Source organism: Streptomyces sp. NPDC005551 (assembly GCF_042871785.1).
Lineage (GTDB): Bacteria > Actinomycetota > Actinomycetes > Streptomycetales > Streptomycetaceae > Streptomyces.
On sequence record NZ_JBIAJE010000005.1, the window covers coordinates 367,142 to 392,229 of the forward strand.

The window sequence follows — 25,088 nt, forward strand, 5'->3', positions numbered from 1 at the left end:
TCCTCACCGTTCTTCGTCGTGGTCGGTGTCGCCGCGCAGGGCGTCCTCGAGTTCGCTCAGCACCTGCTCCTCCACCAGATCCGCCAGCCCGGCGACGGTGCGGGTGACCAGCACGTCGCGGGGGGTGAGAGCCACCCCGAAGGCGTCGTTGGCGCGGGAGGCGATGAGCAGGGCGCGCAGGGAGTCGCCGCCCAGGGAGAAGTAGTCGTCCTCCGCGCCCACGGCCGTGTGCAGGGCTTCCTCCCAGATCGCGGCGAGTGCCTCCTCGGTGGGGGTACGGGGGGCGACGTGCCCGGGTGTCTCCTCCGCGCCGGGTGCGGGTGCGGGCAGGGCGGCCCGGTCGGTCTTGCCGTTCTCGGTGAGCGGGAAGCGCTCCATCACCACGAACGCCGAGGGGACCATGTGGCCGGGCAGGACGCGCGCGGCCGACGCCCGCAGTTCGGCGGACGCGGGCGGCTCGCAGCCGGGTGCGGTGAGCAGGTGGGCCACCAGGCGCGGCAGCCCCGGCTCGTCCTCCCGTACGGTCACGACGGCGTCCAGCACGGCCGGGTGCCGCACCAGGACCTGCTCTACCTCGCCCGCCTCGATGCGGTGGCCGCGCAGCTTGAGCTGGTGGTCGGTGCGGCCCAGGTAGTGCAGCTCGCCGCGGGCGTCGCGCCGTACCAGGTCCCCGGTGCGGTACATCCGGGTGCCCGGCGGCCCGAACGGGTCGGCGGTGAAGCGGCTCGCGGTCAGGCCCGGCCGGTTCAGGTAGCCCCGGGCCAGGGAGGGGCCGCTGAGCCACAGTTCGCCCGCGACGCCGTCGGGGACCGGCCGCAGCCGCGCGTCGAGGACGTAGGCCCGGGTCGCCGGCAGCGGACGGCCGACGGGCGGCGCGGTGCCGTCCGGCTCCAGGGGGGCCGACCAGGTCGCGACGACCGTGGCCTCGGTGGGCCCGTAGGAGTTGATCATGCGGTGGTGAGGTGCCCAGCGGGCGACGAGGTCCGCGCCGCACGCGTCGGCGCCGACCGTTAGGGTCCGCAGGTCGGGCAGGGTGCCGGGGGTGTCGGGCGGCAGGGTGGCCAGGGCGGCCGGGGGCAGCAGGGTGTGGGTGATCCGTGCGTCGCGCAGGACGCCGGCGAGTTCGGCGCCGAGCAGCGGGCCGGGCGGCGGTACGACCAGGCGGGCGCCGTTCGGCAGCGACATGCACAGTTCCAGGACCGAGGCGTCGAAGCTGGGGGTGGCGAAGGCCAGGACGCGGTCCCCGGGACCCACCTGGTAGTGCTCGGCCTCGGCGGCGGCGAAGTCGGCGAGGCCGCGGTGGGTGACGACGACGCCCTTGGGGGTGCCGGTGGAGCCCGAGGTGTAGATGACGTAGGCGGGGTCGTCGAGGTCGAGCGGCCGGGTGCGTTCGGCGTCGGTGGGCCGGTGTCCGGGTACGCCGTCCGGTGCCGCGGCGAGCAGGCGGCTGACCTCCTCGGCGTCGAGGGTGAGGGCGGGCTCGGCGTCGCGCAGCATCAGCGCGACCCGTTCGGACGGGTAGCCGGGGTCGACGGGCAGGAACGCCGCGCCGGTCTTGGCCACCGCGAGCTGGGCGAGGACCATTTCCGCGGAGCGCGGCAGGACCAGGGCGACGAGGGTTCCCGGGCCCGCGCCGCGGGCGATGAGGCGGTGCGCCAGGCGGTTCGCCCGCTCCTCCGTCTCCGCGAAGGACAGCAGCAGCCCCGGCGCGCCGAGGGCCGGCGCGGTCGGGCTGCGGTCCACCGCGGCCTCGATCAGGTCGGGCAGCGTCGCCGGGGTCACCGGCCGGGACCGCGGCCGGGTGGGCGGGTCGAGCAGCCGGGCCCGCTCCTCCGGCGGCAGCACGTCCACCGCGGCGAGGGGCGCGGTGTCCGCGGAGGCGGCCAGGGCGCGCAGCGTGTGCAGCAGCCGGGCGGCCAGGGAACGCGCCGTGCTCTCCTCGAAGTACCGGGGGTCGTAGCCGAGTTCGACGCCCAGCCGGTCTCCGGGCGAGATGACGACGGTGAGCGGGTAGTTGGTGGCCTCCCGGGCGTCCAGGTCCCGCACCCGCACTCCGTGGGCGCCCGCGGTCGTGTCGCCCACGGGATAGTTCTCGAAGACCAGCAGGCTGTCGAAGAGCGCGGTCCCCGCGGGCACCGCGCTGAAGTCGTGCAGGTCCGTCAGCGGGGTGTGGTCGAAGCGGCGGTCCTCGGCGCGGGCGGTCTGCATCTCACGCAGCCAGGCGTCGCACGGCGCGTCGTCGTCGACGGTGACCCGGGCGGGCAGGGTGGTGATGAACAGCCCGGTGATGCTGTCGGCCCCGGGCAGATCGGCGGGCCGTCCGGAGACGGTGGTGCCGAAGCACACCTCCCGTTCGCCGCCGCAGCGGGCCAGCAGCAGCGCCCAGGCGCCCTGGACCAGGGTGTTGAGGGTGAGGCGGTGACGGCGGGCGAAGTCCTGCAGCCGCCGTGTGTCGGCCGGTTCGAGATGCTGCGACAGCCAGGTGCCGGAGCGGGCCGCCGCGCCCTGGGCGGGCCGGCGGTCGTACGGCAGCGGCGTCGGGGCGGTGAGGTCGGCGAGCGCCTTCCGCCAGTGGTTCTCGGCCCCGGCGGCGTCCCGGCCGGCGAGCCAGGCGGCGTAGTCCGCGAAGGGCCGGCGCTCCGGCAGTCGGGGTGCCTCGCCCCGGGCGAGCGCGGCGTGGCACGCGACGACGTCGGCCAGGACGTGGAAGACGCTCCACCCGTCCAGCAGCACGTGGTGGAAGGTCCACACCACCCGTACCTCGTCCGGGCCGAGCCGGATCAGCGCGACGCGCAGCAGCGGCGCACTGTCCAGGTCGAGGCCGCGTGCCTTGTCCTCGGCCAGCAGCCGTTCCAGTTCCGCCTCGCGCCGCTCGGGTGCCAGGCCGCTCCAGTCGTGCTCGGCGACGGGCAGGGCGACTTCGCGGTGCACGGTCTGGAGCGGCACGGGGGCCGCGTCCAGGACCACGGCGCTGCGCAGTACGGGGGTGCGGTCGACGACCTGCTGCCAGGCGGCGGCCAGCGTCCGCGGGTCGCGCACGCCGTCCATCACGAACGTGATCTGCTCGACGTACAGTCCCTCGCCCGGTTCGTCCATGGCGTGGACGACCATGCCGGTCTGGGTGGGCGTGAGCGGGTAGATGTCGACGACGTCGCGGCCGGTGCCGGCCAGCCGGTCGACGGCCGCCTGGTCCAGCGGGGCCAGCGGGAAGTCGGCGGGGGTGCGGCCCCCCGCGCCGGGTCCGGCGCAGTGCCGCACGATCGCGCGCAGTTCGTCGGCCAGTTCGGCGGCCAGGCGGGCGACGGTGTCGCGCCGGTGCACCTCACGCGAGTACGACCAGGTGAACTCCAGGCGCTTGTCGGTGACCCGGCCCAGCACGTCGAGGAGGTGGGGCCGGTCCGCCGAGGGGTCCATGCCGCCCGCGAGTCCGTCCCAGGGCGCGTGCAGCAGGCCGCCCGGGGACACGTCCCGGTCCTGCCGGCCCAGGTAGTTGAAGCCGATCTGCGGCAGCGCCGGCAGCTGTCCGGCCGCCGTGGGGTGCAGGTGCCGCAGGGCGCCGTAGCCCAGTCCGCGGCGCGGTACGGCCCGCAGGGTCTCCTTGACGGACTTGAGCGCGGTCCCGGGGTCCGCTTCCCGGGGGACCTCCAGCGCGACGGGGAACAGGGTGGTGAACCAGCCGACGGTCCGGGACAGGTCGACGTCGTCGAACAGTTCCTCCCGGCCGTGGCCCTCCAGCGCCACCGTCACCCGGTCCCGGCCCGTCCAGCGGGTCAGGACCCGGCCGAGGGCACACAGCAGGACGTCGTTGACGCGGGTGCGGTAGACGTCGGGCACGTCCTGGAGCAGGCGGCGGGTCTCCTCGGTGTCCAGTGCGACCGTCAGCGTCTCCTCGCAGGCGACGGTGTTGCCGCCGGAGAGGTCGGCGGGCAGGGCCGCGTCGCCCTCCAGGGCCCGCCAGTGGGCGAGTTCGTCGTCGAAGCCGCCGCCTGCGGTGTGCGCCGCGAGCCGCTCGGCCCACGAGCGGTAGGAGGTGGTCTTCGGGCCGAAGTCCGGTCGGTCGCCGGCGCGCAGCGCCCGGTACGCGCTCTCCAGGTCCTCCAGGATCACCCGCCACGAGACCGCGTCCACCACGAGGTGGTGCGCGGCGAGCAGCAGGACCGGCCGCCGGCCTGCGCCGGGCCGGCACAGGGCGCCCCGGAGCAGCGGTCCGGCGCCCAGGTCGAAGCCTGCTCCCAGCAGGGCGGCCCGCTCGCGCAGTGCCGCCTCGGTGTCGGCGCCCGCGCCCTCGGGGAGGTCGTGCACCTCCAGGTGCGCCGGGTCGCCGGGCGCGGCGCCGTACTGCCGCCACCGCCCGTCGCCGGCCCGCTCGAACCGCAGGCGCAGGGCGTCGTGGTGCTCGACGACCGCGGTCAGGGCGGCGCGCAGGAGGGTCTCGTCGGCGTCGTCGGCGAGGTGGAAGGAGACGGTCTGGGTGAAGTGCGCCGGGTCGCCGGTGAGTGTGTCGAGCAGCCAGTGCTGGACCGGGGTGAGCGGCGCCTCGCCCACCACGGGACCCTGCTCGGCCGTGGTCGCCGTGGCCGGCAGGTCCTCGGCGGCGGCGGCCAGTTCGGCGACGGTCTGGTGGAGGAACAGGTGCCGCGGGGTCAGCGCGAGGCCGGCCCGGCGGGCGGCGGAGACGATCTGGATGCCGAGGATGGAGTCGCCGCCGAGGGCGAAGTAGTTGTCCAGCGCGCCGACTTCCGGCACGCCCAGCACCTCGGACCAGATCGCGGCGAGGGTCCGCTCGGTGCCGGTGCCCGGCGGGCGGGCGTCGGCGGAGGCCGGCGCGGCCCACACGGGTTCGGGCAGCGCCCTGCGGTCCAGCTTGCCGGTGGCCCCGAGCGGCAGCCGCTCCAGCGGCAGCACGGTCGCCGGGACCAGGTGGCCCGGGAGCGTGCGGGCGAGGAAGTCCCGCAGCGCGGCGGCCTCGGGGACCTCGGCGCCGCCGGGGACGACGTACCCCACGAGCCGCCGGTGGCCGTCCTGTTCGACCACCCGGGCGGCGGCCGCGGACACCAGCGGGTGCCGGGCCAGCGCGGCCTCGACCTCGCCCAGTTCGATGCGGAAGCCGCGCACCTTCACCTGGTCGTCGCTCCGGCCGAGGTACACCAGGTCGCCGTGCGCGGTCCACCGCACCAGGTCCCCGGTGCGGTACATGCGGCTGCCGGGCGGCCCGTAGGGATCGGGGAGGAAGCGGGACGCGGTCAGGCCGGGGCGGCCCAGGTAGCCGCGGGCCACGCCGGTCCCGGCGAGGTACAGCTCGCCGGGCGCTCCGGCGGGCACCGGCCGCAGCCGGGCGTCCAGGACGTAGGCGCGGGCGCCGCCCACCGGCCGGCCGATCGCCGGAACCCGGTCGGGTTCCGCCGGGTCGCAGGTCCAGGCCGTGGCGTACACGGTGGCCTCGGTGGGCCCGTAGATGTTCATCACCCGGCAGCCGGGCACCGCCTCCCGGACCTGCTGGACGGTCCGGACGGGCAGCGCCTCGCCGGCCAGGACGACGGTGTCCGCCGTGACGTCGACGGTGTCCTCGGCGAGCAGCCGGCCCAGGGCGGAGGGGACCGCGCTGAGCAGTCCCGCGGTCCACGGCCGGTCCCGTTCGGCGAGGGCCAGCAAGTCGCGGACCACCTCGACGCAGCCCCCGGCGAGCAGCGGGGAGAGGATCTCGAACACCGACACGTCGAAGTTGAGCGAGGTGGAGGCCACGACGTGGGCGAGGCCCCGGCCGGTGAACTCGGCGGCGGCCCAGTCGGTCAGCGCCACCACGGACTCGTGGGCGACGACGACGCCCTTGGGGCGGCCGGTCGAACCGGAGGTGTGGATGACGTACGCGGGGTGCCCGGGCAGCAGGGTCCCGTGCCGCTCGTCGTCGCCGACGTCGGCGGCTGACCGGGCGGCCAGCCGTGCGGCGCACGCGGGATCGTCCAGTGCGATGCGCGCGAACGGTCCGTCGGGCAGCCGCCCGGACGTCTGCGCGCCGGTCACCACGGCGTCGGGGCGCACGTCCTCGAAGAGGAACGCGATCCGCTCGGCCGGGTAACCGGGGTCGACCGGCAGGTAGGCGGCGCCGCTCTTCAGCACCGCGAGGAGGGCCACGATCAGGTCGGCCGTGCGGGGCAGTGCCAGCGCGACGAACCGTTCGGGTCCGGCGCCCGCGTCGATCAGCAGCCGGGCCAGCCGGTTGGCGCGCTCGTTGAGCTGCCGGTAGCTGAGGCACTCGGCGCCGGCCAGGACGGCCGGGGCGTCGGGGGTGCGTGCGGCCTGCTCCTGGAAGGCCTCGGGCAGGGTCCGCCGCGGCGCCCGGGTCACCGGGCCGCCCAGCCGGTCGACGAGACGGCGCCCCTGTTCCGGTGCGACCAGCGGCAGATCGTCCAGGCAGCGCTCGGGGTTGGTGGCCATCTCGGTGAGAAGGGTGCGCAGGCTCGCGCCGAGCCCCTCGACCGTCGCGGGGTCGAAGGCCTCCGGGTCGTAGTCGAGGGCGACCGCGAGGGTGTCACCCGGTGCGACCACCACGCTGAGCGGGTAGTTGGTCGGCTCCAGGTCGCGTTCCTGCTCCATGGCCAGTCCGTGCCGGGCCAGGGCGTTGGCGTCGAACGGATAGTTTTCGAAGACGACGATGCTGTCGAACAGCGTGGTGCCGCCCGGCACGTCGCTCCATGTCTGGAGCTGGGCGAGGGAGACGAAGTCGTGGCGCCGGGACTCCGACTGGGCGGCCTGCAGCTCGCGCAGCCACTCCAGCAGCCGACGCCGTCCGTCGATCCGCGCCCGGGTGGGCAGCGTGTTGATGAACACGCCGACCATGGAGGTCACTCCCGGCAGTTCGGCGGGACGCCCGGACACGGTCGTGCCGAACACCACGTCGTCACCGCCGCCGTACCGGGACAGCAGCAGGGCCCAGGCGCCCTGGAGCACCGTGTTGACGGTGAGCCCGGCGCGCTGCGCGGTCTCCCGCAGCCGCGCCGACACGGCGGCGTCGAGCGTCACCCGGACCGACCCCGACGAGGACGTGCCGTGGGCCTCGGCGGGCCGCCGGTCGCGCGGCAGTTCGGTGGGGACGGAGAAACCTGCCAGCGCCTCGCGCCAGTACCGTTCCGCGCGCCCGGTGTCCTGCCGGGCCAGCCAGCCCAGGTAGTCGCTGAAGGGTGAGCGGTCCGGGACCTGCGGCCGGCGCCCGGAGGTCAGGGCCGCGTACCGCTCGCACACCTCGTCGAACACTTGGGCGGCGCTCCATCCGTCGAGCAGGACGTGGTGGAAGGTCCACACCATCCGCACCCGCTCGGGCGACAGCCGGATCAGGGTCAGCCGCATCAGCGGCGCGGCGGACAGGTCGACGCCCGCCCGGCGGTCCTCGTCGAGCATCCGGTCGAGTTCCCGTTCGCGGCGCTCGGCCGGCCACTGGGACCAGTCGTGGTGCGTGACGGGCACCTCGGCCCGGTGCTGCACGACCTGGAGGGGCTCGGCCGTCTCCTGCCACACCAGCCGGGTGCGCAGCATCGGGTTGGCGTCCGCGGTGCGCTGCCACGCCTCGGCGAGGGCGTGCGCGTCCCGGACCCCGGAGAGCACCAGCTGCACCTGGTTGAGGTAGGTGGCGGCGTCCGTGTCCATCAGGCTGTGGAACAGCATGCCGGCCTGCATCGGCGTCAGCGGGTACAGGTCCGCGACCGCCTGGCCGTCGCCCACGACCCGGTCCACGGCCGCCTGGTCGACGCGCGCCAGCGGGAAGTCCGAGGGCGTGCGGCCGCCGGCGCCCGGGCGCGAGCAGTGGGTGACCAGGTTCCCGAGCGCCGCCAGCATGCCCTCGGCGAGGTCGGCCACCGTCTCCCGGCGGTGCAGTCCTGCGCTGTAGTACCAGGTGACCTCGAGGCGGCCGCCCTCCACCCGGGCCACCACGTCGAGCACGTGCGGGCGCTCCTGCCCGGGAGCCTCGGCGCCGTCCAGGCCGTCGGGCACGGAACGGACGAGTACGCCGTCGGCGGCGGACCAGTCGAACCGGCCCAGGTAGTTGAAGCTGACGCCGGGCGCCGGCGCTTCGGCGAGTCCGCCGTCCCCGGCGAGGTACCGCAGCGCGCCGTGGCCGAGGCCGCGCTCCGGCACGGCCCGCAGCTGCTCCTTGACGGACTTCAGGGCGGTGCCCCAGTCCCCCTCCCCCGCGTCGAGGGCGACCGGGAACAGGGTGGTGAACCAGCCGACCGTACGGGACAGGTCGACGTCCTCGAAGAGCTGGTCCTCGCGGCCGTGCCCCTCCAGGTCCACGGCGACGGTACGCCGGCCGGTCCAGTCGGCGAGCGTCCGGGCGAGCGCGGTCAGCAGGACGTCGTCGACGCGGGTGCGGTAGACGCCGGGCACCTTGCGCAGCAGGTCGTCGGTGCGCTCCTCGTCGAGCCGGACGGTCACCGCGCGCACGTCGGCCATGGTGTTGCCGCCGTCGGAGTCCACCGGGAGCGGGGCCGCGCAGTGCCGGGCCACCGCGTCCCAGTGGGCGCGCTCAGCGGCGAAGCCGCCTTCGCCGGTGTGGGCGCGCAGTCGCCGCGCCCACTCCTGGACGGAGGTGGTGCGGGCCGGCAGGCGGACCGGTTCCCCGGCCAGGGCCTGCCGGTAGGCGGTCTCCAGGTCCTCCAGGAGGACGCGCCAGGAGACACCGTCGACGACCAGGTGGTGCACTGCCAGCAGCAGCCGGGCGGGGCGGGTGCCGGAGTCCGCGGGAGACCCGGGGGCGCCGGTGAGGAGCCGGGCGGTGAGCAGCGGGCCGGTGTCGAGCCGGAAGGCGGCGTGCGCCTCGGCCGTGACGCGGGCCTCGGTCTCCCGCGCCGCCGCCGCGGTGCCCGCGTCGCTCAGGTCGCAGACCCGCAGCAGATCCGGTGCCGGCGCGTCCGCTGGGACGCAGGTCTGGCTCCAGGACCCGTCGTCCCGGCGGGCGAAGCGGGAGCGCAGGGCGTCGTGGTGCGCCCACAGGGCGGCGAGCGCGCGGCGCAGGGCGGCCGGGTCGACGTCGGCCGTCTCCACGACGACGGACTGGTTGAAGAACTCCGGGCGGTGCGGGCCGGCGTCCAGGAACCAGTGCTGGATGGGCGTGAGGGCGACCTCGCCGCTCACCGGGCCGGTCCCGGCGACGGGCGCGGCGGTGCCGGTGGCGGCGGCCAGCGCGGCGACGGTGGGGTGCCGGAACAGGTCCCGGGGCGTCAGGGCGAGGCCTGCGGCGCGGGCGCGGGAGACGACCTGGATGCTGAGGATCGAGTCGCCGCCCAGCATGAAGAAGTTGTCGTCGGCGCCGACCCGTTCGACGCCGAGCAGCTCGGCCCAGATCTCGCCGAGGATCCGCTCGGTCTCCGTGCGCGGCGCGCGGTACGCGGTGTCGCCGGCCGCCGACCAGTCCGGGGCCGGGAGGCGCCGCCGGTCCACCTTGCCGTTGCCCGTCAGGGGCAGCTCCGCCACGGTGACGAAAGCGGCGGGCAGCATGTAGTCGGGCAGGTCGGCCGACAGGTGGGAGCGCAGTTCGGCGGCCGGTGGTACGGCGGCGGCGGGGGCCGGCACGAGGTGGGCGGCCAGCCGCTTGCGCCCGCCCTCCTCGTACACGGAGACGACCGCCTCCACGACGGCCGGGTGGGCGGTGAGCCGGGCCTCGATCTCGGCGGGTTCCACCCGGAAGCCGCGGATCTTGATCTGGTCGTCCGCGCGTCCCACGAAGTGCAGTTCGCCGTCACCGCTCCAGCGCACGATGTCGCCGGTGCGGTACATGCGGGTGCCCGGCGGGCCGAACGGGTCGGCGAGGTAGCGGGCGGCGGTCGCGCCGGGGCGTCCGGCGTAGCCGCGGGCCACTCCGGCACCGGCGACGAACAACTCGCCGGGGATGCCCGGCGGCTGGGGCTGGAGCGCGTCGTCCAGGACGTACACCCGCGTGTTGTCCAGCGGACGGCCGATGGGCAGCACCGGGGGCAGCGGGTCACCGGCGCGGAAGACGCGCCGGGTGGCGAAGGTGGTGGTCTCGGTCGGGCCGTAGCCGTCGACGAGGGTCAGGCCGGGGCAGGCGTCCAGGACGCGGCGGACCACCGCGCCGGGCACGGCCTCGCCTCCGGTCCACACCTCCAGGGCGCCGCGCAGGCACGTGGGGTCCTCCTGGGCGAGGAGGCGGAACAGTCCCGCGGTCAGCCACAGGCACCGTACGCCCTGCTCGGTGACCGCGCGCCGGACGACGCCGGCGTCCAGGTCCGCCGGCGGGGCCAGCACGGCCGTCCCGCCGCGCAGCAGCGGGACCCACAGCTCGTAGGTGGAGGCGTCGAAGGCGTGCGGGGAGTGCACGAGGACGCGGTCGTGGCCGGCGAAGGCACGGTCGAGCGCGAGCGCGGCGACGTCCCGCTGGCGCACGGCGACGCCCTTGGGGACACCGGTGGAGCCGGAGGTGAACATGAGGTACTGGACGTTGTCCGGATGCACGGCGACACCGGCAGGACGCCGGGAACCGGACGCGTCGCCGTCGGCGCCCGCGGCTCCGTCCGGCGGTGCGGCCCCGGCAGCGTCGGCATTTGCGTCCAGCGGCACGGGCCCACCGTCGGCGGCGTTTTCGTCCGGCGGCACGGGCCCACCGTCGGCGGCTCCGTCCAGCCGTACGACCTCCCCCTCGGGATGCACGGCGCGGGCCGTCTCCTCGCAGGCCGCGTCGGTGAGCAGCAGGTGCGCGCCGGCCTCGGTGAGCATGCGGCGCAGTCGCTCGCCGGGCGCCCGGCCGTCCAGCGGGACGTAGATCCCGCCGGTGCGGACAAGGGCGAGCTGGGCGACGACGAGGGTGACCGAGCGGTCCATCAGCACGCCGACCGGGACCTCGGCCCGTACACCGAGCGCGGTCAGCCGGGCGGCGAGCCCCGCCGCCCGGGTGTCCAGTTCCCGGTAGGTGAGGTGCTCGGCGCCGGCCTCCAGGGCGACGGCGTCCGGGGTGCGCCGCACCTGGGCGGCGAACAGGTCCGCGACCGTGGCGTCGGGCGTGTCGGTGGCCGTGTCGTTCCAGCCGCACAGGACCTGGTCCCGGCGGGCGGGGGTCAGCAACGGCAGCCGCGCGGCGGGGCGTTGCGGTGCCGCGGCCATGCCCTCCAGCAGGACGGTGAGGTACTCGGCCATCCGCGCGACGGTGCCGGTGTCGAACAGCTCGGGGTCGTAGCCGAGGCGCAGCCCGAGTTCGGGGCCCGGGTAGGCCACCAGGCTCAGGGGGTAGTTGGTGGTCTCGATGCCGTCCAGGTCGCTCAGGCGCAGCCCGTGCGCGGCGGCGAGTCCGTCGTCGACCGGGTAGTTCTCGAAGACCACGATGCTGTCGAACAGGGCGACCCCGTCCGGGAGTTCGGTGAACCCCTTCATGCGGGTGAGCGGCATGTGGTCGAACCGCCGGTCCTCGCTCTGGTCCTGCTGGAGCCGGTCCAGCCAGGCGAGGAGGGTCTCGTCGCGCGGTGCGGTGACGCGGGTCGGCAGTGTCGTGATGAACAGGCCGGTCATGGCCTCGGCACCGGGTAGCTCGGGGGGACGCCCGGAGACGGTGGTGCCGAACACCACGTCGTCGCGGCCCGCCTGACGGCTCAGCAGCAGCGCCCAGGCGCCCTGGACGAGGGTGTTGAGGGTCAGGCCCGCCGTTCTGGCCAGCTCCTCCAGCGCCCGGCTGGCGGCGGCGGGAACCGTGACCCGGACCGCCTGGGTGGACTCGGCACGGTGGGTCTCGCGCGGTTCGCGGTCGTAGGGCAGCGGGGTGGATTCGGTGAGGCCGGACAGGCGGTCCCGCCAGTGCCGTTCGGCCTGTTCGCCGTCGCGGTCGCGCAGCCAGGCCACGTAGTCGCGGAACGGCCGGCGGTCGGGCAGGGCGTCGTCGGCCGCCGTGCCCGGCTCCCCGGCGGGCAGCGCATGGCAGGTGAAGACGTCCGACAGCACCTGGAACAGGCTCCAGCCGTCCAGGATCAGGTGGTGGAAGGACCACACCACCCGCACGCTGTCGTCGGAGAGCCGGGCGATCACCAGGCGTTGCAGCGGGGCCTGTCCGAGGTCGATGCCGCGTTCCCGGTCACGGTCCAGCAACTCCCGCAGTCTCGACTCCCGTTCGGGTGCCGGCACCTCCCGCCAGTCCGCGTGCGTGACCGGCACGGACGCGTGACGCCGGACCACCAGCAGCGGCTCGGGCATGTCCTGCCACGCGACGTGGCCGCGCAGCACGGGGGTGCGGTCGGTGACCCGCTGCCAGGCGGCCGCCAGCGCCGCGGGGTCGGGTATCCCGTCCAGGACGAAGGTCAGCTGCTGGAAGTAGGCGCTGCGGTCGTCCTGCGACAGCCCGTGGAAGAGCATGCCGGCCTGGGTGGGCGTGAGGGCGTGGACGTCCTCGACCGCGGCGGGGTCGTCCCCGACGATCCGGTCCACGGCCCGCTGGTCCAGCCGCGCCAGCGGGAAGTCCGAGGGGGTGCGCCCCGCGGCGCCCGGCCGGGCGGCGTGCCGGGCGAGGCCCGCCAGCGCGTCGGCGTACCTTCCGGCGAGTTCGGCGACGGTCGCCTCCCGGTGCAGCTCCCCGGAGTAGAACCAGGTGAACTCCAGCGCGTCTCCATCCAGTTGACCCACGACCTCCAGGGCGTGCGGGCGCTCGGCCAGCGGGTCGGCGTCCAGCTCCAGGGGGCGGCCCGGGGCCTGGTAGAGGCTGTCCGGCCGTCCGTCCGCGAGCCCGAACCGGCCCAGGTAGTTGAAGCTGATGTGTGCGGTCGGCGCCGAGGGCAGCGAACCGGGCCGGGCCAGGTAGCGCAGGGCGTCGTGGCCCAGACCGTGCCGGGGCACCGCGCGGAGCTGTTCCTTGACGCCCTTGAGCACCGTGTCCCAGTCCGCGTCCTGAGGGACGGTCAGGGCGACGGGGTGGCGGGTGGTGAACCAGCCGACGGTACGGCTGGTGTCGACGTCGGGGAACAGTTCCTCCCGGCCGTGCCCCTCGACGTCCACCACGACGCGGTCGTGTCCGGTCCAGCCGCACAGGGTCCGGCCCAGCGCGCTGAGCAGTACGTCGTTGGCCTGGGTGCGGTAGGTCTCCGGCAGGGTGCGCAGCAGGACGGCGGTGTCCTCGGGAGACAGGCGTACGGTCACCGAGCGCGCCGTGGCGTAGGTGTTGGCGCCCGGCAGGTCCGTGGGAAGCGCGGTGTCGGTCTCCGTGACCGGCTGCGACCAGTACGGCGTCTCGTCGTCGAAGCCGCCGTCGGCGGCGAGGGCGGCCAGGCGCCCGGCCCAGTCCCGCAGCGCCGACGACTTCGCCGGCAGGGCCGCCGTCCCGTCGCGGCCCTCGCGGCGGGCGGCGTAGGCCCGGTCCAGGTCTTCCAGCAGGACGCGCCAGGAGATCCCGTCGACGACCAGGTGGTGGACGGCCAGGTGCAGGACGGGGCGGCGGCCGTGCTCCCGGTCGTGGAGCACGGCGCGCAGCAGCGGCCCGCGGGACAGGTCGAAGGGGCCCGTGTGCGGGGCGTCGGCGTCGGGGCCGGTGTGGCGTGCCAGGTGCAGCCGGGGTGCCGCGTCGTCGATGTGCCACTGGACGCCGGCGTCGCCGTGACCGGTGCGGAAGCGGGAGCGCAGGGCGTCGTGATGGGTGAGCAGGTCGTTCAGGGCGTCCTCGAGGGCCGCGGCGTCGACGGTGTCGGGCAGTTCCACGGACAGCGTCTGGGCGAAGTGGCCCGCGCGTTCGGCGGCGCTCTCGAAGAGCCAGTGCTGAATGGGTGTCAGCGGCGCGGTTCCGGTGGCCGCGACGGGGGCGGGCGCGGCGGTCCTGCGGCTCCCGGCGGCGTCCGCGCACCGGGCGAGGGCGGCGACCGTCTGGTGCCGGTAGACGTCGCGCGAGGTCACCGTGAGGCCGGCCCGCCGGGCCTGCGCCACCACCTGGATGCTGAGGATGGAGTCGCCGCCGAGCGCGAAGAAGTTGTCGTCCGCCCCGACCCGCTCCACGTGCAGGACGTCCGCCCAGACGGCGGCGAGGGTCCGCTCGGTGGGAGTGCGGGGCGCGACGTGGCGCGTGGTGTGCGTGGCGGGTCCCGGGTCCGGCAGCGCGGCGCGGTCCACTTTGCCGTTGGGGTTGAGCGGCAGGGCGCTGAGCACCACAACGGCCGCGGGCACCATGTAGTCGGGCAGCGACGCGCCGAGTGTCCGGCGCACCGATTCCGGTTCGACGCGCGCTCCCGCGGCGGGTACGACATACCCGACCAGGCGCCGGTGCCCGTCGCTCTCCCGGGCGGTGGCGGCCGCCTCGGCCACTCCCCCGCACGTGCGCAGGGCCTCCTCCACCTCGCCGAGCTCGATGCGGAATCCCCGTACCTTGACCTGCTGGTCGGTCCGCCCGAGGTACTCCAGCTCGCCGTCGGCGGTCCAGCGCACCAGGTCCCCGGTGCGGTACATCCGGTCGCCGGGCGCGCCGTAGGGGTCGGCGATGAACCGGGCGGCGGTCAGGCCTGGGCGCCGCAGGTAGCCGCGGGCCAGGCCGCCGCCCCCGAGGTGGAGTTCCCCCGTGACTCCCGGAGGCTGCGGGCGCAGCAGGCGGTCCAGGACGTAGGCCCGGGTGCGGGCCACCGGTCTGCCGATGGGCGGGGCCTGGTCGGGCACGGCGTCCCCGGCGAACCACGCGGTGGCGTAGACGGTCGCCTCGGTCGGCCCGTAGATGTTGGCCACCTCGCCGCCGGGAATCGCGCGCCGCAGGTCCCGTACGGTCTGCGCGGGCAGCGCCTCGCCGGCCAGGACGACGGTGTCGGCCTCGACCGCGGTGGCGTCGCCGGTGAGCATCCGGGAGACCACCGACGGCACACCGCTGACCAGCCCGGCCCGCCGTGTCCCCGGAGCGTCGGCGAGCGCGGGCAGGTCGTCGACCAGCTCGACGCCGCCGCCCGCCATGAGGGGGCACAGCATCTCGAAGACCGAGACGTCGAAGTTGAGCGACGTGGAGGCGACGACGTGCGCCAGCCGGTCGGTGCCGAACTCCTCCTCCGCCCAGGTGGCCAGGGCGGCCACGCTGCGCTGGGCGACCACGACCCCCTTGGGGCGGCCGGTCGAGCCCGAGGTGTAGATGACGTACGCGGGATGGGCGGGGTCCAGCGGCTGCGGGCGCTCGGCGTCGGTCACGTTCGCGTCGGACGGGTCAGGGGCCCCGGCGCCGTCGACGGCGCAGTCCTCCAGGATCAGCGGTTCGCACCCCTCGGGCAGCACGCCGGCCGTGTCGCGGGCGGCGACGACCAGCGCGGGAGCGGCGTCGTCCAGCATGAAGCGGATGCGCTCGGCCGGGTAGGCGGGATCCACCGGCAGGTACCCGGCGCCCGACTTCAGGACGGCCCACAGCACCGGCAGCAGGTCGGCGGTGCGCGGCAGGCAGAGGGCGACCAGCGTCTCGGGGCCCGCGCCGCGGCCGATCAGCAGCCGGGCGAGGCGGTTGGCGCGCCGGTTCACCTCTGCGTAGTCGAGCCGTACGGGGCCGCAGACCACGGCGGTCCGGTCGGGGGTCCTGGCCACCTGGGCCTCGAACAGCGCGGCCAGCGTGCTGTCCCCGGTGTCCTGCCCGTCGAGCGCCGGCGGGTTCCAGGCGTCGAGCAGGGTGCGCCGCTCGTCGTCCGACAGCAGCGGCAGTTCGGCGACGGTCCGGTGCGGGCCGTCCGCCATGCCCTCCAGCAGGCGGTGCAGGTGACGGCTCATCCGGGCCACGGTGCGTGCCTCGAAGAGGTCCGTGTTGTACTCGACCGTCAGCTCGGATCCGCCGTCGGGACGCGGCGCGAACTCCAGGACCAGGTCGAAGCGGGCCGCCGGCCGGGGCAGCGGATGGTCCTCGATCCGCAGGCCGCCGGCCCGCGGCGGGTACGCCGGGGCGGTCTGCTGCACCACGAGCGCCTGCACCAGCGGGGTGCGGCTGGGGTCCCGGGGCGGGGCCAGCTCCTCCACCACCCGGTCGAAGGGCACCCCGTCGTGTGCGAAGGCGTCCAGCACGGTCGCGCGCATGCTCTCCACGAACCGGTCGACGGTGACCTTGTCGTCCACCTCGCCGCGCAGCACCACGGTGTTGGCGAAGAACCCGGTGACGTCCTCCAGGTCGCCGCGGCCCCGCCCGTTGGTGACGGTGCCGAACGCCACGTCCCGCTGCCCGGAGTACCGGGAGAACAGCACGGCGGCGGCGCCCGCGAAGAGGGTGAACAGGGTCGTGCCCCGGCCGCTCGCCAAGTGCCGGAGCCGGGCGACGAGTTCGGCGGGCAGCTCGTGGCGGTGCGCCGCTCCGGCGGTGGTGCGCACGGCGGGCCGGGGCCGGTCCGTGGGCAGTTCCAGCTGCTGCATGCCGGTCAGGTGCCGCTTCCAGTACGCGAGGCTCTCGGCGTCGCCGTCCGTGGACCGCCGCTGCCGTTCCCACACGGCGAAGTCCGGGTACTGCACGCCCGGCTCGGACAGTCCGTCGGGGGTACCGGACACCTCCGCGTGGTAGAGCGCGGCCAGGTCGCGGGTCAGGACGCCGACGGACCAGCCGTCGGTGACTATGTGGTGCTGGGCCAGCAGGAGCAGGTGGTCGTCGTCGGTGCGGCGGACGAGCAGGGCGCGGGTGAGCGGTCCCGTCGCCAGGTCGTAGGGGCGGCCCAGTTCCTCGGTCAACAGGCGCTCGGTGGCCTCGGCGCGGTCCTCGGCGGGGAGACGGCCGAGATCCGCCGTCCGCAGCGGCACGGCGGCGACGTCGCTCACGTGCTGCGCGTCCTGCCCGTCCACGGTGGTGAAGGTGGTGCGCAGGGAGTCGTGGCGGGCGGCGAGCCGGTCCAGGGCGCGGCGCAGTGCGCCGTCGTCGAGTGGTCCGCGCAGGCGCAGCGCGACACCGGTGTTGTATTCGGTGCCGCCCGCGGTGAGGTCGTCGAGGAACCACAGCCGTCGCTGGGCGCTGGACAGCGGAAGGGGCCGGTCCCGCGGGGCGGGCGGGATCGGGTCCGGCGGCGCGGTGGCGGCCGGGTCGCCGAGCAGCGGGGCCAGGTCGGCGACGGTCCGCGCGGTGAACACGTCCCGGACCGACAGGCGTACGCCGAGTTCGTCGCGTATCCGGGACAGCATGCGGGCGGCGAGGATCGAGTCGCCGCCCAGGTCGAAGAAGTCGTCCTCCACGCCGATGCCGTCGGCGCCCAGCACGTCCGCCCAGACGGCGGCCAGTGACCGCTCCTCGGGGGTGCGCGGCGGGACGCGGCCGGCGGTGGACGCGGGGCCGGGCGCGGGCAGGGCACGCCGGTCGACCTTGTGCTGCGGGGTGAGCGGCAGTGCGTCCAGGACGACGATCGCCGACGGGACCAGGTGCGCCGGCAGGGAGGCGGTGAGCGCCGCGCGCAACGCGGCCGGCTGGGGGGCGTGCCCGGGGTCGGCGGGCGTGACGTAGCCGACGAGCCGCTGCCGGCCCGGCTCGTCCTCGCGTACCACGACGACGGCTTCACGGACCTCGTTCTCGCGCGCGAGGGCCGCCTCGATCTCGCCGGGTTCGATGCGGAAGCCGCGCACCTTCACCTGCCGGTCGAGTCTGCCGAGGAACTCCAGCTCGCCGTCCGCCGTCCAGCGCGTCCGGTCGCCGGTGCGGTACAGCCGGGCGCCGGGCGGGCCGAAGGGGCTCGCGACGAAGCGGGCGGCGGTCAGGCCGGGCCTGCCGAGGTAGCCGCGGGCCAGTCCGTCGCCCCCCACGAACAGTTCGCCGTCGGCGCCGGGTGGCACGGGCCGCATCGCCTCGTCCAGGACGTGGGCCCGCAGGCCGGGCAGCGGGGCGCCGATCGTCGGAGTGCCGCCGCCGGCCGCGAGGGCGCCGGTCCAGGAGGTGACGATCGTGGCCTCGGTCGGCCCGTACGAGTTGATCATGCGGCGTCCGGGCGCCCAGCGGTCGACGAGGGCCGCGGGACAGGCTTCGGCTCCCACGATCAGCGTGCGCAGATGGCGTGCGCCGCCGTTCGACGCCGGGTCGGGCAGTGTGGCGAGCGCGGCCGGCGGGATGAGGGCGTGGGTGATGCGGTGCTCGTCCAGCACGGTGGCGAGTTCGTCGCCCAGCCACGGCCCGTCGGGCGGCACCACCATCGTCGCGCCCGTCAGGAGCGAGATGAACAGCTCCAGGACGGAGGCGTCGAAGCTCGGCGAGGAGAACTGCAGCACGCGGTCGCCGGGGCCCACGTCGTACCGGTCCGCGGCGGCCGCCGCGAAGCCGCCGATGCCCCGGTGGGTGACCGTCACGCCCTTGGGGGTCCCGGTGGAGCCGGAGGTGAAGATGACGTAGGCCGCGTGGTGGGCGTCCGCCTCCGGGAGCCGGACCGGGGCACCCTGGGCGGTGTTCTCGGCCATGACGGCACGGACCAGGTCCAGGTCGTCGAGGACCGCGGCGGGCCGGGCGTCGGCCAGCATCAGGGCACGCCGTTCGGCCGGGTAGTCGGGGTCCACCGGCAGGAAGGCGGCGCCCGCGCGGGCCACGGCCAGCTCCGCGGCGACCAGTTCCATCGAGCGGGGCAGGACCAGCGCGACGGACCGGTCCGGGCCGGCCCCGTTCCGCACGAGGTGGCCGGCCAGCCGGTCGGCGCGTGCCGCCAGTTCGCGGTAGGACCAGGTCCGCCGTCCGTCGGTCAGCGCGGGCGCCGACGGGGTGCGGGCGGCCTGGGCGGCGAACAGCTCACCGAGCGGCGCGTACGTCGCCGTACCGGTGGTGACGCCGTCGGCGGGCACGGGCGCGGGGTCGGCCTGCGGGGAGCGGGGCGCAGGGGTGGCCATGTCGTGCGGGTCCGTCATGGGGAGTCCTTATGGGCGGAGAACGGAGCGGTGCGCGCGGACCCGGACCGCCGGGGAGGCAGCCCGAAGGCCGCCGGGGCGGTGGGGACGGTTGTCCGCGCGTGCGGGGCGAGGACGGGGACGGCGGCTCGGACGTCAGGGGGTGGCGGTGCGGCGGGCCGTGCGTCCGGATATCTGCACGCGGTCGATCACGCCGGTGGCGGGGTCGCGGTGGAACCGCCCGCCGGGCTCGCGCCGGCCTGTGTCCGGGTCGATCAGGTCGCAGGCGAGGTCCGGATAGCAGGCCAGCGGTATGGGGCAGTCGCCGTCCACGGAGAGCGTCGGCACGCCGTCCCCGTCGAGCTTGATCCGGTACTCGGTGGCGCCGTTGCGGTAGGTGCCCGCGGCCTCGGGCAGCGGGACGGGCCGGTCGTGGCGCACGCGGGCGGGGGCGGCCGGCACGCGCATCCCGGTGATCCGGGTCAGATCGGCGGCCAGGTCCTGCCACATCGCGGTGGCACCCTTGGCGTTGCCGGTGAAGGCGATCACCACGCCGCTCTCGGGTTCGGCGCGCAGATGGCACGAGGTGCCCTGGGCGTTTCCGTCGTGCCCGCACCACCAGCGTCCGTCCTGCCGGAACAGCGCGGGGCCGAGGCCCCAGCCGCTCGCCAGCACTCCCGGGTCGGCCGCGGCCTCCCGGCGGCGCATCTGTGCGGCGGCGGCCGGCGGCAGCACGGCGGACCGGCCGACGAGCGCCTTGCCGAGCGCCGCCAGGTCCAGTGCACTCGCCTGCACGGCGCCGGCGGGTGCCTCCAGCGGGGCCAGGTTCTGGTGCGCCGCGCGCAACCGGCCCGAGGCCGTGTTGAGTGCGTGTCCCGCGGCGGCCGGGCGGTCGGAGTAGGTGTCGCCGAGGAAGCAGGGCTCGATGCCCAGGGGGTCCAGGAGCAGCGTCCCGACGGCTTCCTGCCAGCTCATCCCCGTCACGGCTTCCACCAGCCGTCCGGCGGCGACGTATCCGGCGTTGGAGTACGAGAACGCGGTCCCCGGCGCGAACAGCGCGTCCTCGGCCGTGCACACCGCCGACAGATAGTGCGCGGCGGTGGTGCCGGCGGCGGTGTCCGAGTCGGGTCCGGTGGGCAGGCCTGCGGTGTGACTGAGCAGGTGACGTACGGTCACCTCCGGTAATGCGCGTAGCTCCGGGAGGAACGTGGCGACCTCGTCGTCCGGGGAGAGGTCGCCGTCGTCGGCCAGGAGCATCACGGCGACGGCGGTGCAGACCTTGGTGACCGAGCCGATCGGGACGGCGGTCTCGGCGGTGAACGGGGCGCCCGTGCCGGCGTCGGCCGTGCCGGTGTGCAGGCTCAGGACGTGGGTCCCGAAGTCGACGACGAGCTGGGCGCCCGGTACCCGGTGCGTGCGGGCGAGGTGTTCCAGGCGGTGCTGCAGTGCTTCGCGCACGGGGGACGGTCGGCGGTCGGTGACCAGAGCGGCGGTGGGATACGGCATGAGAAAGGGACTCCTGATGACTGCGGCTCAGGGGGGATGACGGACCGGTCCGCGGGGTGAGCGGTGCGGGCGGGTCCGGGGGACGCCGGCGTTTCGGCTACGGGCGGCTGACTTCGACCGGCAGGTGGCGTACGCCGACGATGACGGCCGGGTTCTGGAAGACGACGTCGTCGTACGACGGGACGTCCAGGGCGCGGAAACGTTCAAGCAGCATGCGCAGCGCGATCCGCGCTTCCAGCCGGGCCAGCGGGGCGCCGAAGCAGAAGTGGATGCCGTGACCGAAAGTCAGATGGGGATTGGGACTTCGGCCGAGGTCGAGGACGTCCGGCGAGGCGAACCGGGCGGGATCGCGGTTCGCCGCGCCGAGGTTCACCATCACCAGCGAGTCTGCGGGGATCTCGTGGCCGCCGAGCACCACGGGCCTGGTGACGCGGCGTCCGAGCTCGGGGAAGGGCGGAAGCCAGCGCAGCACCTCCTCGATGGCGTCCGGGAGCCGGCCGGGGTCGGCGCGCAGCGCGGCAAGCGAACCGGGATGCCGGTCGAACGTGCCGACGGCGTTGCCCAGCAGGGCCGTTGTGGTGATGTGTCCGGCGACCAGCAGCAGGGCGACGAACCCGACGATCTCCTGGTCCTCCATGCGGACACCGTCGACCTCGGCGGTGATGAGCTTGCTGGTGAGGTCCTCGCCGGGCTGGGCACGGCGGTTGCGAATGTGCTCCAGGATGTAGCCGTTCATCTCCCGCACGGTGGGGGCGATGGCTTCCAGCGCGCGTTCCAGGTCGGCCATGTCGAGGCTCTCGCCGAGCTGGTCCCCGCTGAACAGGGTGCTCGCCCAGTCCTGGAAGAGCGTGTGGTCCTCGGGGGGTACGCCGAGCAGTTCGGCGATCACGATGATGGGGAGGGGGTAGGCCAGCGTGTCGACCAGATCGAACCGGTCACGGCCGTCCACGGTGTCCAGTAATCGGGTGCAGACGGCCTCGATGCGCGGTTCGAGTCCCTGCACGACGCGCGGGGTGAAGGCCTGGCTCACCAGGGCGCGGAGCTTGCGGTGCTCCGGCGGGTCCATCCCGACGAAGTTGCCCTGCCGGAAGGTGTCGAAGTCCGCCTGGGTGGGGGCGATCGGGGACATGTCCGAGGAGTACGTGGCCTGGTCGGCCAGCACGGTGGCGACCCCCTGGTGGTCGACGACCTGCCACAGGCCCTGACCCTCGTCGTACCGGACGGGACCGGCCTCCCGTAAGGTCCGCCACCGGTCGGTCACGACGTCCCAGACTAAAGGGGCCTCCGTTACTATCTTGCTGGTCACCTTTTCTCCCTCGGGTGTGGGCGTGCAGGCGCGGCGGGGGTCACCGTGGAGCGATGGCCGGCCGGCGGCGCGCCCGACTCGTCGGTGCGCGGACCGGCACGCGGTCATGGCGGACACGCCGACCGCGCGGGGGTTGCGACGAAAGCGCTGTGGCATGCGCTCCGCTCATCGGCCGTACGGCCGAACTCCCCCCGGTGGTCGGGCCGTTGCCCTGTCCGTCACGGACGGCGCGGCCGAAACCCCCCTTGCCCGGCAGTCTGACTGCCGAGCCGTACGGATGTCCTCCGTACGGTCAAAAAAGCCCGTCGGGCAGAGTCAACACGCCCTCCGCACCAGACGTCGTCCCTGTGCCTGTGCGTGAACGGACGATGGCACCTGCCTTGCGGACCTTGCCGACATCACAGCTCCCCCAGTGCATCTTCCCGCGCAGCTACTGCGCGGGCCCTTCCCAGCTCACACGAACGCGTGGCAGGCCCGCAGACACCGGTCGCCCGGGGCGGGATGGGTGGATGCGCACACCGACGGATTCTGTCCGCGCCGGACACGGTGCGCACCCCGGAACATCCCTGTCCCGGTCGAACTCGGCCCACAGTCTTCATGGCGAGTCATGTGATAGCAACCCCCAGAAGTTCAACGGAGAGTGCTGGTGACGGCCCGCCCGATGTGACCGCCGAGTAGATTCACGGGGCCTCATCCACGTGCACGACGGTCCGGCCGGACCGCCGCTTCCGGCGGGTGCCCAGCCGTCCCGATGTCAAACGTCCGACGGCCCCCTGCGCCCCTGCCCTTTCGCGGGGCGTACGCGCGGCGACGCTCCCACCAGCGGCGTAACCCCCATGTAGGCGCTACGAGTTGGGAGTCAATGCGGCCCGACGCGACGGCGGCCGTCCGACCGGACCACCCCGGTGGACACGTCAATCACCGCCGCGGGGCCGTCAGGTGATCGCCCGGAAGCGGTCGAGGACAGCGGACGCGGCGATTCCACTGCCCGGCGCACGGGGGCGCACGGTCACACCGTGTGCGCGGGCTCGTGCATCCGCCCGTGGCACGTGCTTCGCGCGCCGGACACCGTGCGGCCAAGACCCCATGCCACCCGACTCGCCGTCGCGGCCTCCCTCAATGCCCCCGGGCACGAGACGAGTCCGGCAGGATCCGTCCGGTATCCGTCTGCAGCACCGGCCGGATCAGCCGTTGCTCCCCGGCCCGCCGTGTGTTGTCATACGCCGGTGTCCCGGCCGTGGGGCCGCCGCGCGGACCGCGCGCAGTCGGCGACCAGCCGGGCCACGGCCTGCCGGTGGTCCGACAGGAAGAAGTGGCCTCCGGGGAAGGACATCTGCGAAAAGTCCTGTGACGTGTGCCGCTTCCAGGCGGCGGCGTCCTCCTGCGGAACGAGCCGGTCCTGCTCGCCGGTGAGACACAGGAGCGGCAGGTCCACCACGGTGTGCGCGGCGGGCCGGTACAGGCCGACGGCGCGGTAGTCGTTGCGGATGACCGGAAGCAGCAGCTCCATGAGGTCCGGGCTGCCCGCGATGCCGGAGTCGGTTCCGCCGAGCGCGGCGAGGTGGTCCAGGATCTCCTGGTCCGTGCCGCGGTGCACGTCGTCCCTCAGGTGCACGGACGGGGCGGCGCGCCCGGAGACGACCAGCCGGAGCGGCGCGGCCGGATGCTCGGCGGCCAGCCGGACGGCGGCCTCGAAGGCCACGGTCGCGCCCATGCTGTGGCCGAAGAACACCAGGGGTACGGGGTCGGCGGCGTACCGCCGGAGAGAGGGCACCACCCGGTCCGCGAGTTCCTCGATGGTGCGGACGAAGGGCTCACCCATGCGTTCCTGCCGCCCGGGGTACTGGACGGACGAGAGGTCGAACTCGTCCGGGAAGTGCGGTGCGAACGGCACGAAGAAGGTGGCGGCACCTCCGGCGTGCGGGAAGAACACCACGTGCGCCGCGGGCCGTTCGCCCCTCCGCACCTCCCGGACCCAAGGATCCCTGCCCGTCCTCACCGCGGCCCACCCCTCACTCGACCGAGAACCACCACTTCGCCGACGGCGGCCCGGCAGCACCGTTCGACCACCCGTCACCATCAGCCTACGACGCCCCCGGGACACCACACCCGGCCCGGGACAGTGGAGCCCGCTGCCCGGCGAAGGGGTCTTCGGCCGGGGGGGTGCGGGCGCGGTCCCGGACCGGAACGCACCGAGGCAGCGACACCTCCGTGCGCGACACGACCACCCCCCGGGCGATCCTGGCCCAGCAGTGGAGGGACGGCCCAGTGGTCCTCCACCGGCGACGCGGCAGCTACGGCCCACCGCTCCCCTACCCCTGACGGTACGGCGCCGTGCTGGCCCGCACGACCAGCTCGGTGGGCACGAGCGTGGTGCCGTGCTCCGTCCCCTCGTGGCGCATCCGGCGCAGGACTCCCTCGACGCACAGGCGTCCCACTTCCGCGAAGTCCTGGTGCACGGTGGTCAGGGGAGGCAGGAAGGAGCTCGCCTCGGGGATGTCGTCGAAGCCGATGACGCTGACGTCGTCGGGGATCCTGCGGCCGCGCTCGTGCAGGGCGCGCAACAGCCCCAGTGCCATCTGGTCGTTGGCGGCGAACACCGCTGTGCAGGCGTCCTCGTCGGCGAGCGCGAGCCCCGCACGGTAGCCGGACTCCGCCGACCAGTCACCCCGTACGACGGGTGGCACGAAACGGCCGGCTTCGGTGAGTTCGGCACGCCAGGCGTCGGCACGGCGCTGGGCCGCGTAGGACTCCTCGGGCCCCGCGAGGTGCCAGACCGAGCGATGCCCGAGGTCCAGCAGGTGCCGGACGGCCGCCCGCGCTCCCCCGGCCTGGTCGGTGTCGACCACGGAGTAGCGGTCACCGGCGTCCGAGTCGGCGACGACGACCTGCACATGGGGCGGCAGGGAGAGGGTCGCCGTGTCGAGCAGGTGCACCTCCATGATGGCGATGACCGCGTCGACGGCCAGCTCACCGAGGCGGGAGAAGGCGCCGCGCACCTCGTCCTGGGTGGGGACGGCGACGGGCAGCAGCGTGACGGCGTACCCCTTCTGCGCCGCGGAGGTGGCGATCGCCTCCAGCGTGCGCATGTTGCCGGTGGTGGAGAGGTTGAAGGTGATGACACCGATGGTGCGGAACTCGCCGCGTTTGAGGGCGCGGGCCGCACTGTTGGGCCGGTAGCCCAGCTCCTTCATGGCCGACAGCACCTGCCGCCGCGTCTCCTCGTTGACGCCCGCGTAGCCGTTGGCCACCCGGGAGACGGTCTGGGAGGAGACGCCGGCCAGCCGGGCGACGTCCGCCATGGAGGCGCTCTGGGAACGGCGTGCGGCCCGTTTCCCCCCGCGCTCGCGAGCCCGTTCCACCGGTGCCGAGGCGCTGTCCGCCGTGTCCACTCGTCTCCCTTGCTGCCCGGGCCGCCCGTTCGTGAGGCGACCCTTGACCACCGACCTGGGGGCAGTGTAGACATTCCGCCATCAGATGTTTACGTAAACATAACAGCCCGGAACTCCTTGCGGCGCCT

5 protein-coding genes are annotated in these 25,088 nt (G+C 74.8%); all 5 read right to left on the reverse strand.

The window, feature by feature from the left end:
* Positions 1–3: 3 nt before the first annotated feature.
* The 5 genes from ACFYP4_RS17055 to ACFYP4_RS17075 all read right to left on the reverse strand — a co-directional run bounded on the left by ACFYP4_RS17055 (position 4) and on the right by ACFYP4_RS17075 (position 24,870).
* A complete protein-coding gene (locus tag ACFYP4_RS17055; protein ID WP_388786031.1) occupies positions 4–18,777 on the reverse strand; it encodes a non-ribosomal peptide synthase/polyketide synthase in 18,774 nt (6,257 codons plus the stop codon).
* 135 nt (positions 18,778–18,912) lie between these two features.
* Positions 18,913–20,262: a serine hydrolase domain-containing protein gene (locus ACFYP4_RS17060; protein ID WP_388786033.1), complete on the reverse strand. Its 1,350-nt coding sequence runs from the start codon at positions 20,260–20,262 to the stop codon at positions 18,913–18,915.
* A gap of 97 nt (positions 20,263–20,359) precedes the next feature.
* Positions 20,360–21,523, reverse strand: a complete 1,164-nt coding sequence (locus ACFYP4_RS17065) for a cytochrome P450 (protein ID WP_358851207.1) — start codon at positions 21,521–21,523, stop codon at positions 20,360–20,362.
* A 1,261-nt stretch (positions 21,524–22,784) separates the two neighbouring features.
* Entirely contained in the window at positions 22,785–23,534 is a 750-nt protein-coding gene (locus ACFYP4_RS17070; RefSeq protein WP_358851206.1) for an alpha/beta fold hydrolase, read from the reverse strand.
* Positions 23,535–23,880: 346 nt separating this feature from the next.
* Complete coding sequence (locus ACFYP4_RS17075; RefSeq protein ID WP_388786035.1) at positions 23,881–24,870, reverse strand: LacI family DNA-binding transcriptional regulator; 990 nt, start codon at positions 24,868–24,870, stop codon at positions 23,881–23,883.
* Positions 24,871–25,088: the final 218 nt, after the last annotated feature.

Excerpts from the sequence above, each read along its gene's own strand:
- ACFYP4_RS17055 (WP_388786031.1), bottom strand. The coding sequence starts at position 18,777 with ATGACGGACCCGCACGACATGGCCACCCCTGCGCCCCGCTCCCCGCAG.
- ACFYP4_RS17060 (WP_388786033.1), bottom strand. The coding sequence starts at position 20,262 with ATGCCGTATCCCACCGCCGCTCTGGTCACCGACCGCCGACCGTCCCCC.
- ACFYP4_RS17075 (WP_388786035.1), bottom strand. The coding sequence starts at position 24,870 with ATGGCGGACGTCGCCCGGCTGGCCGGCGTCTCCTCCCAGACCGTCTCC.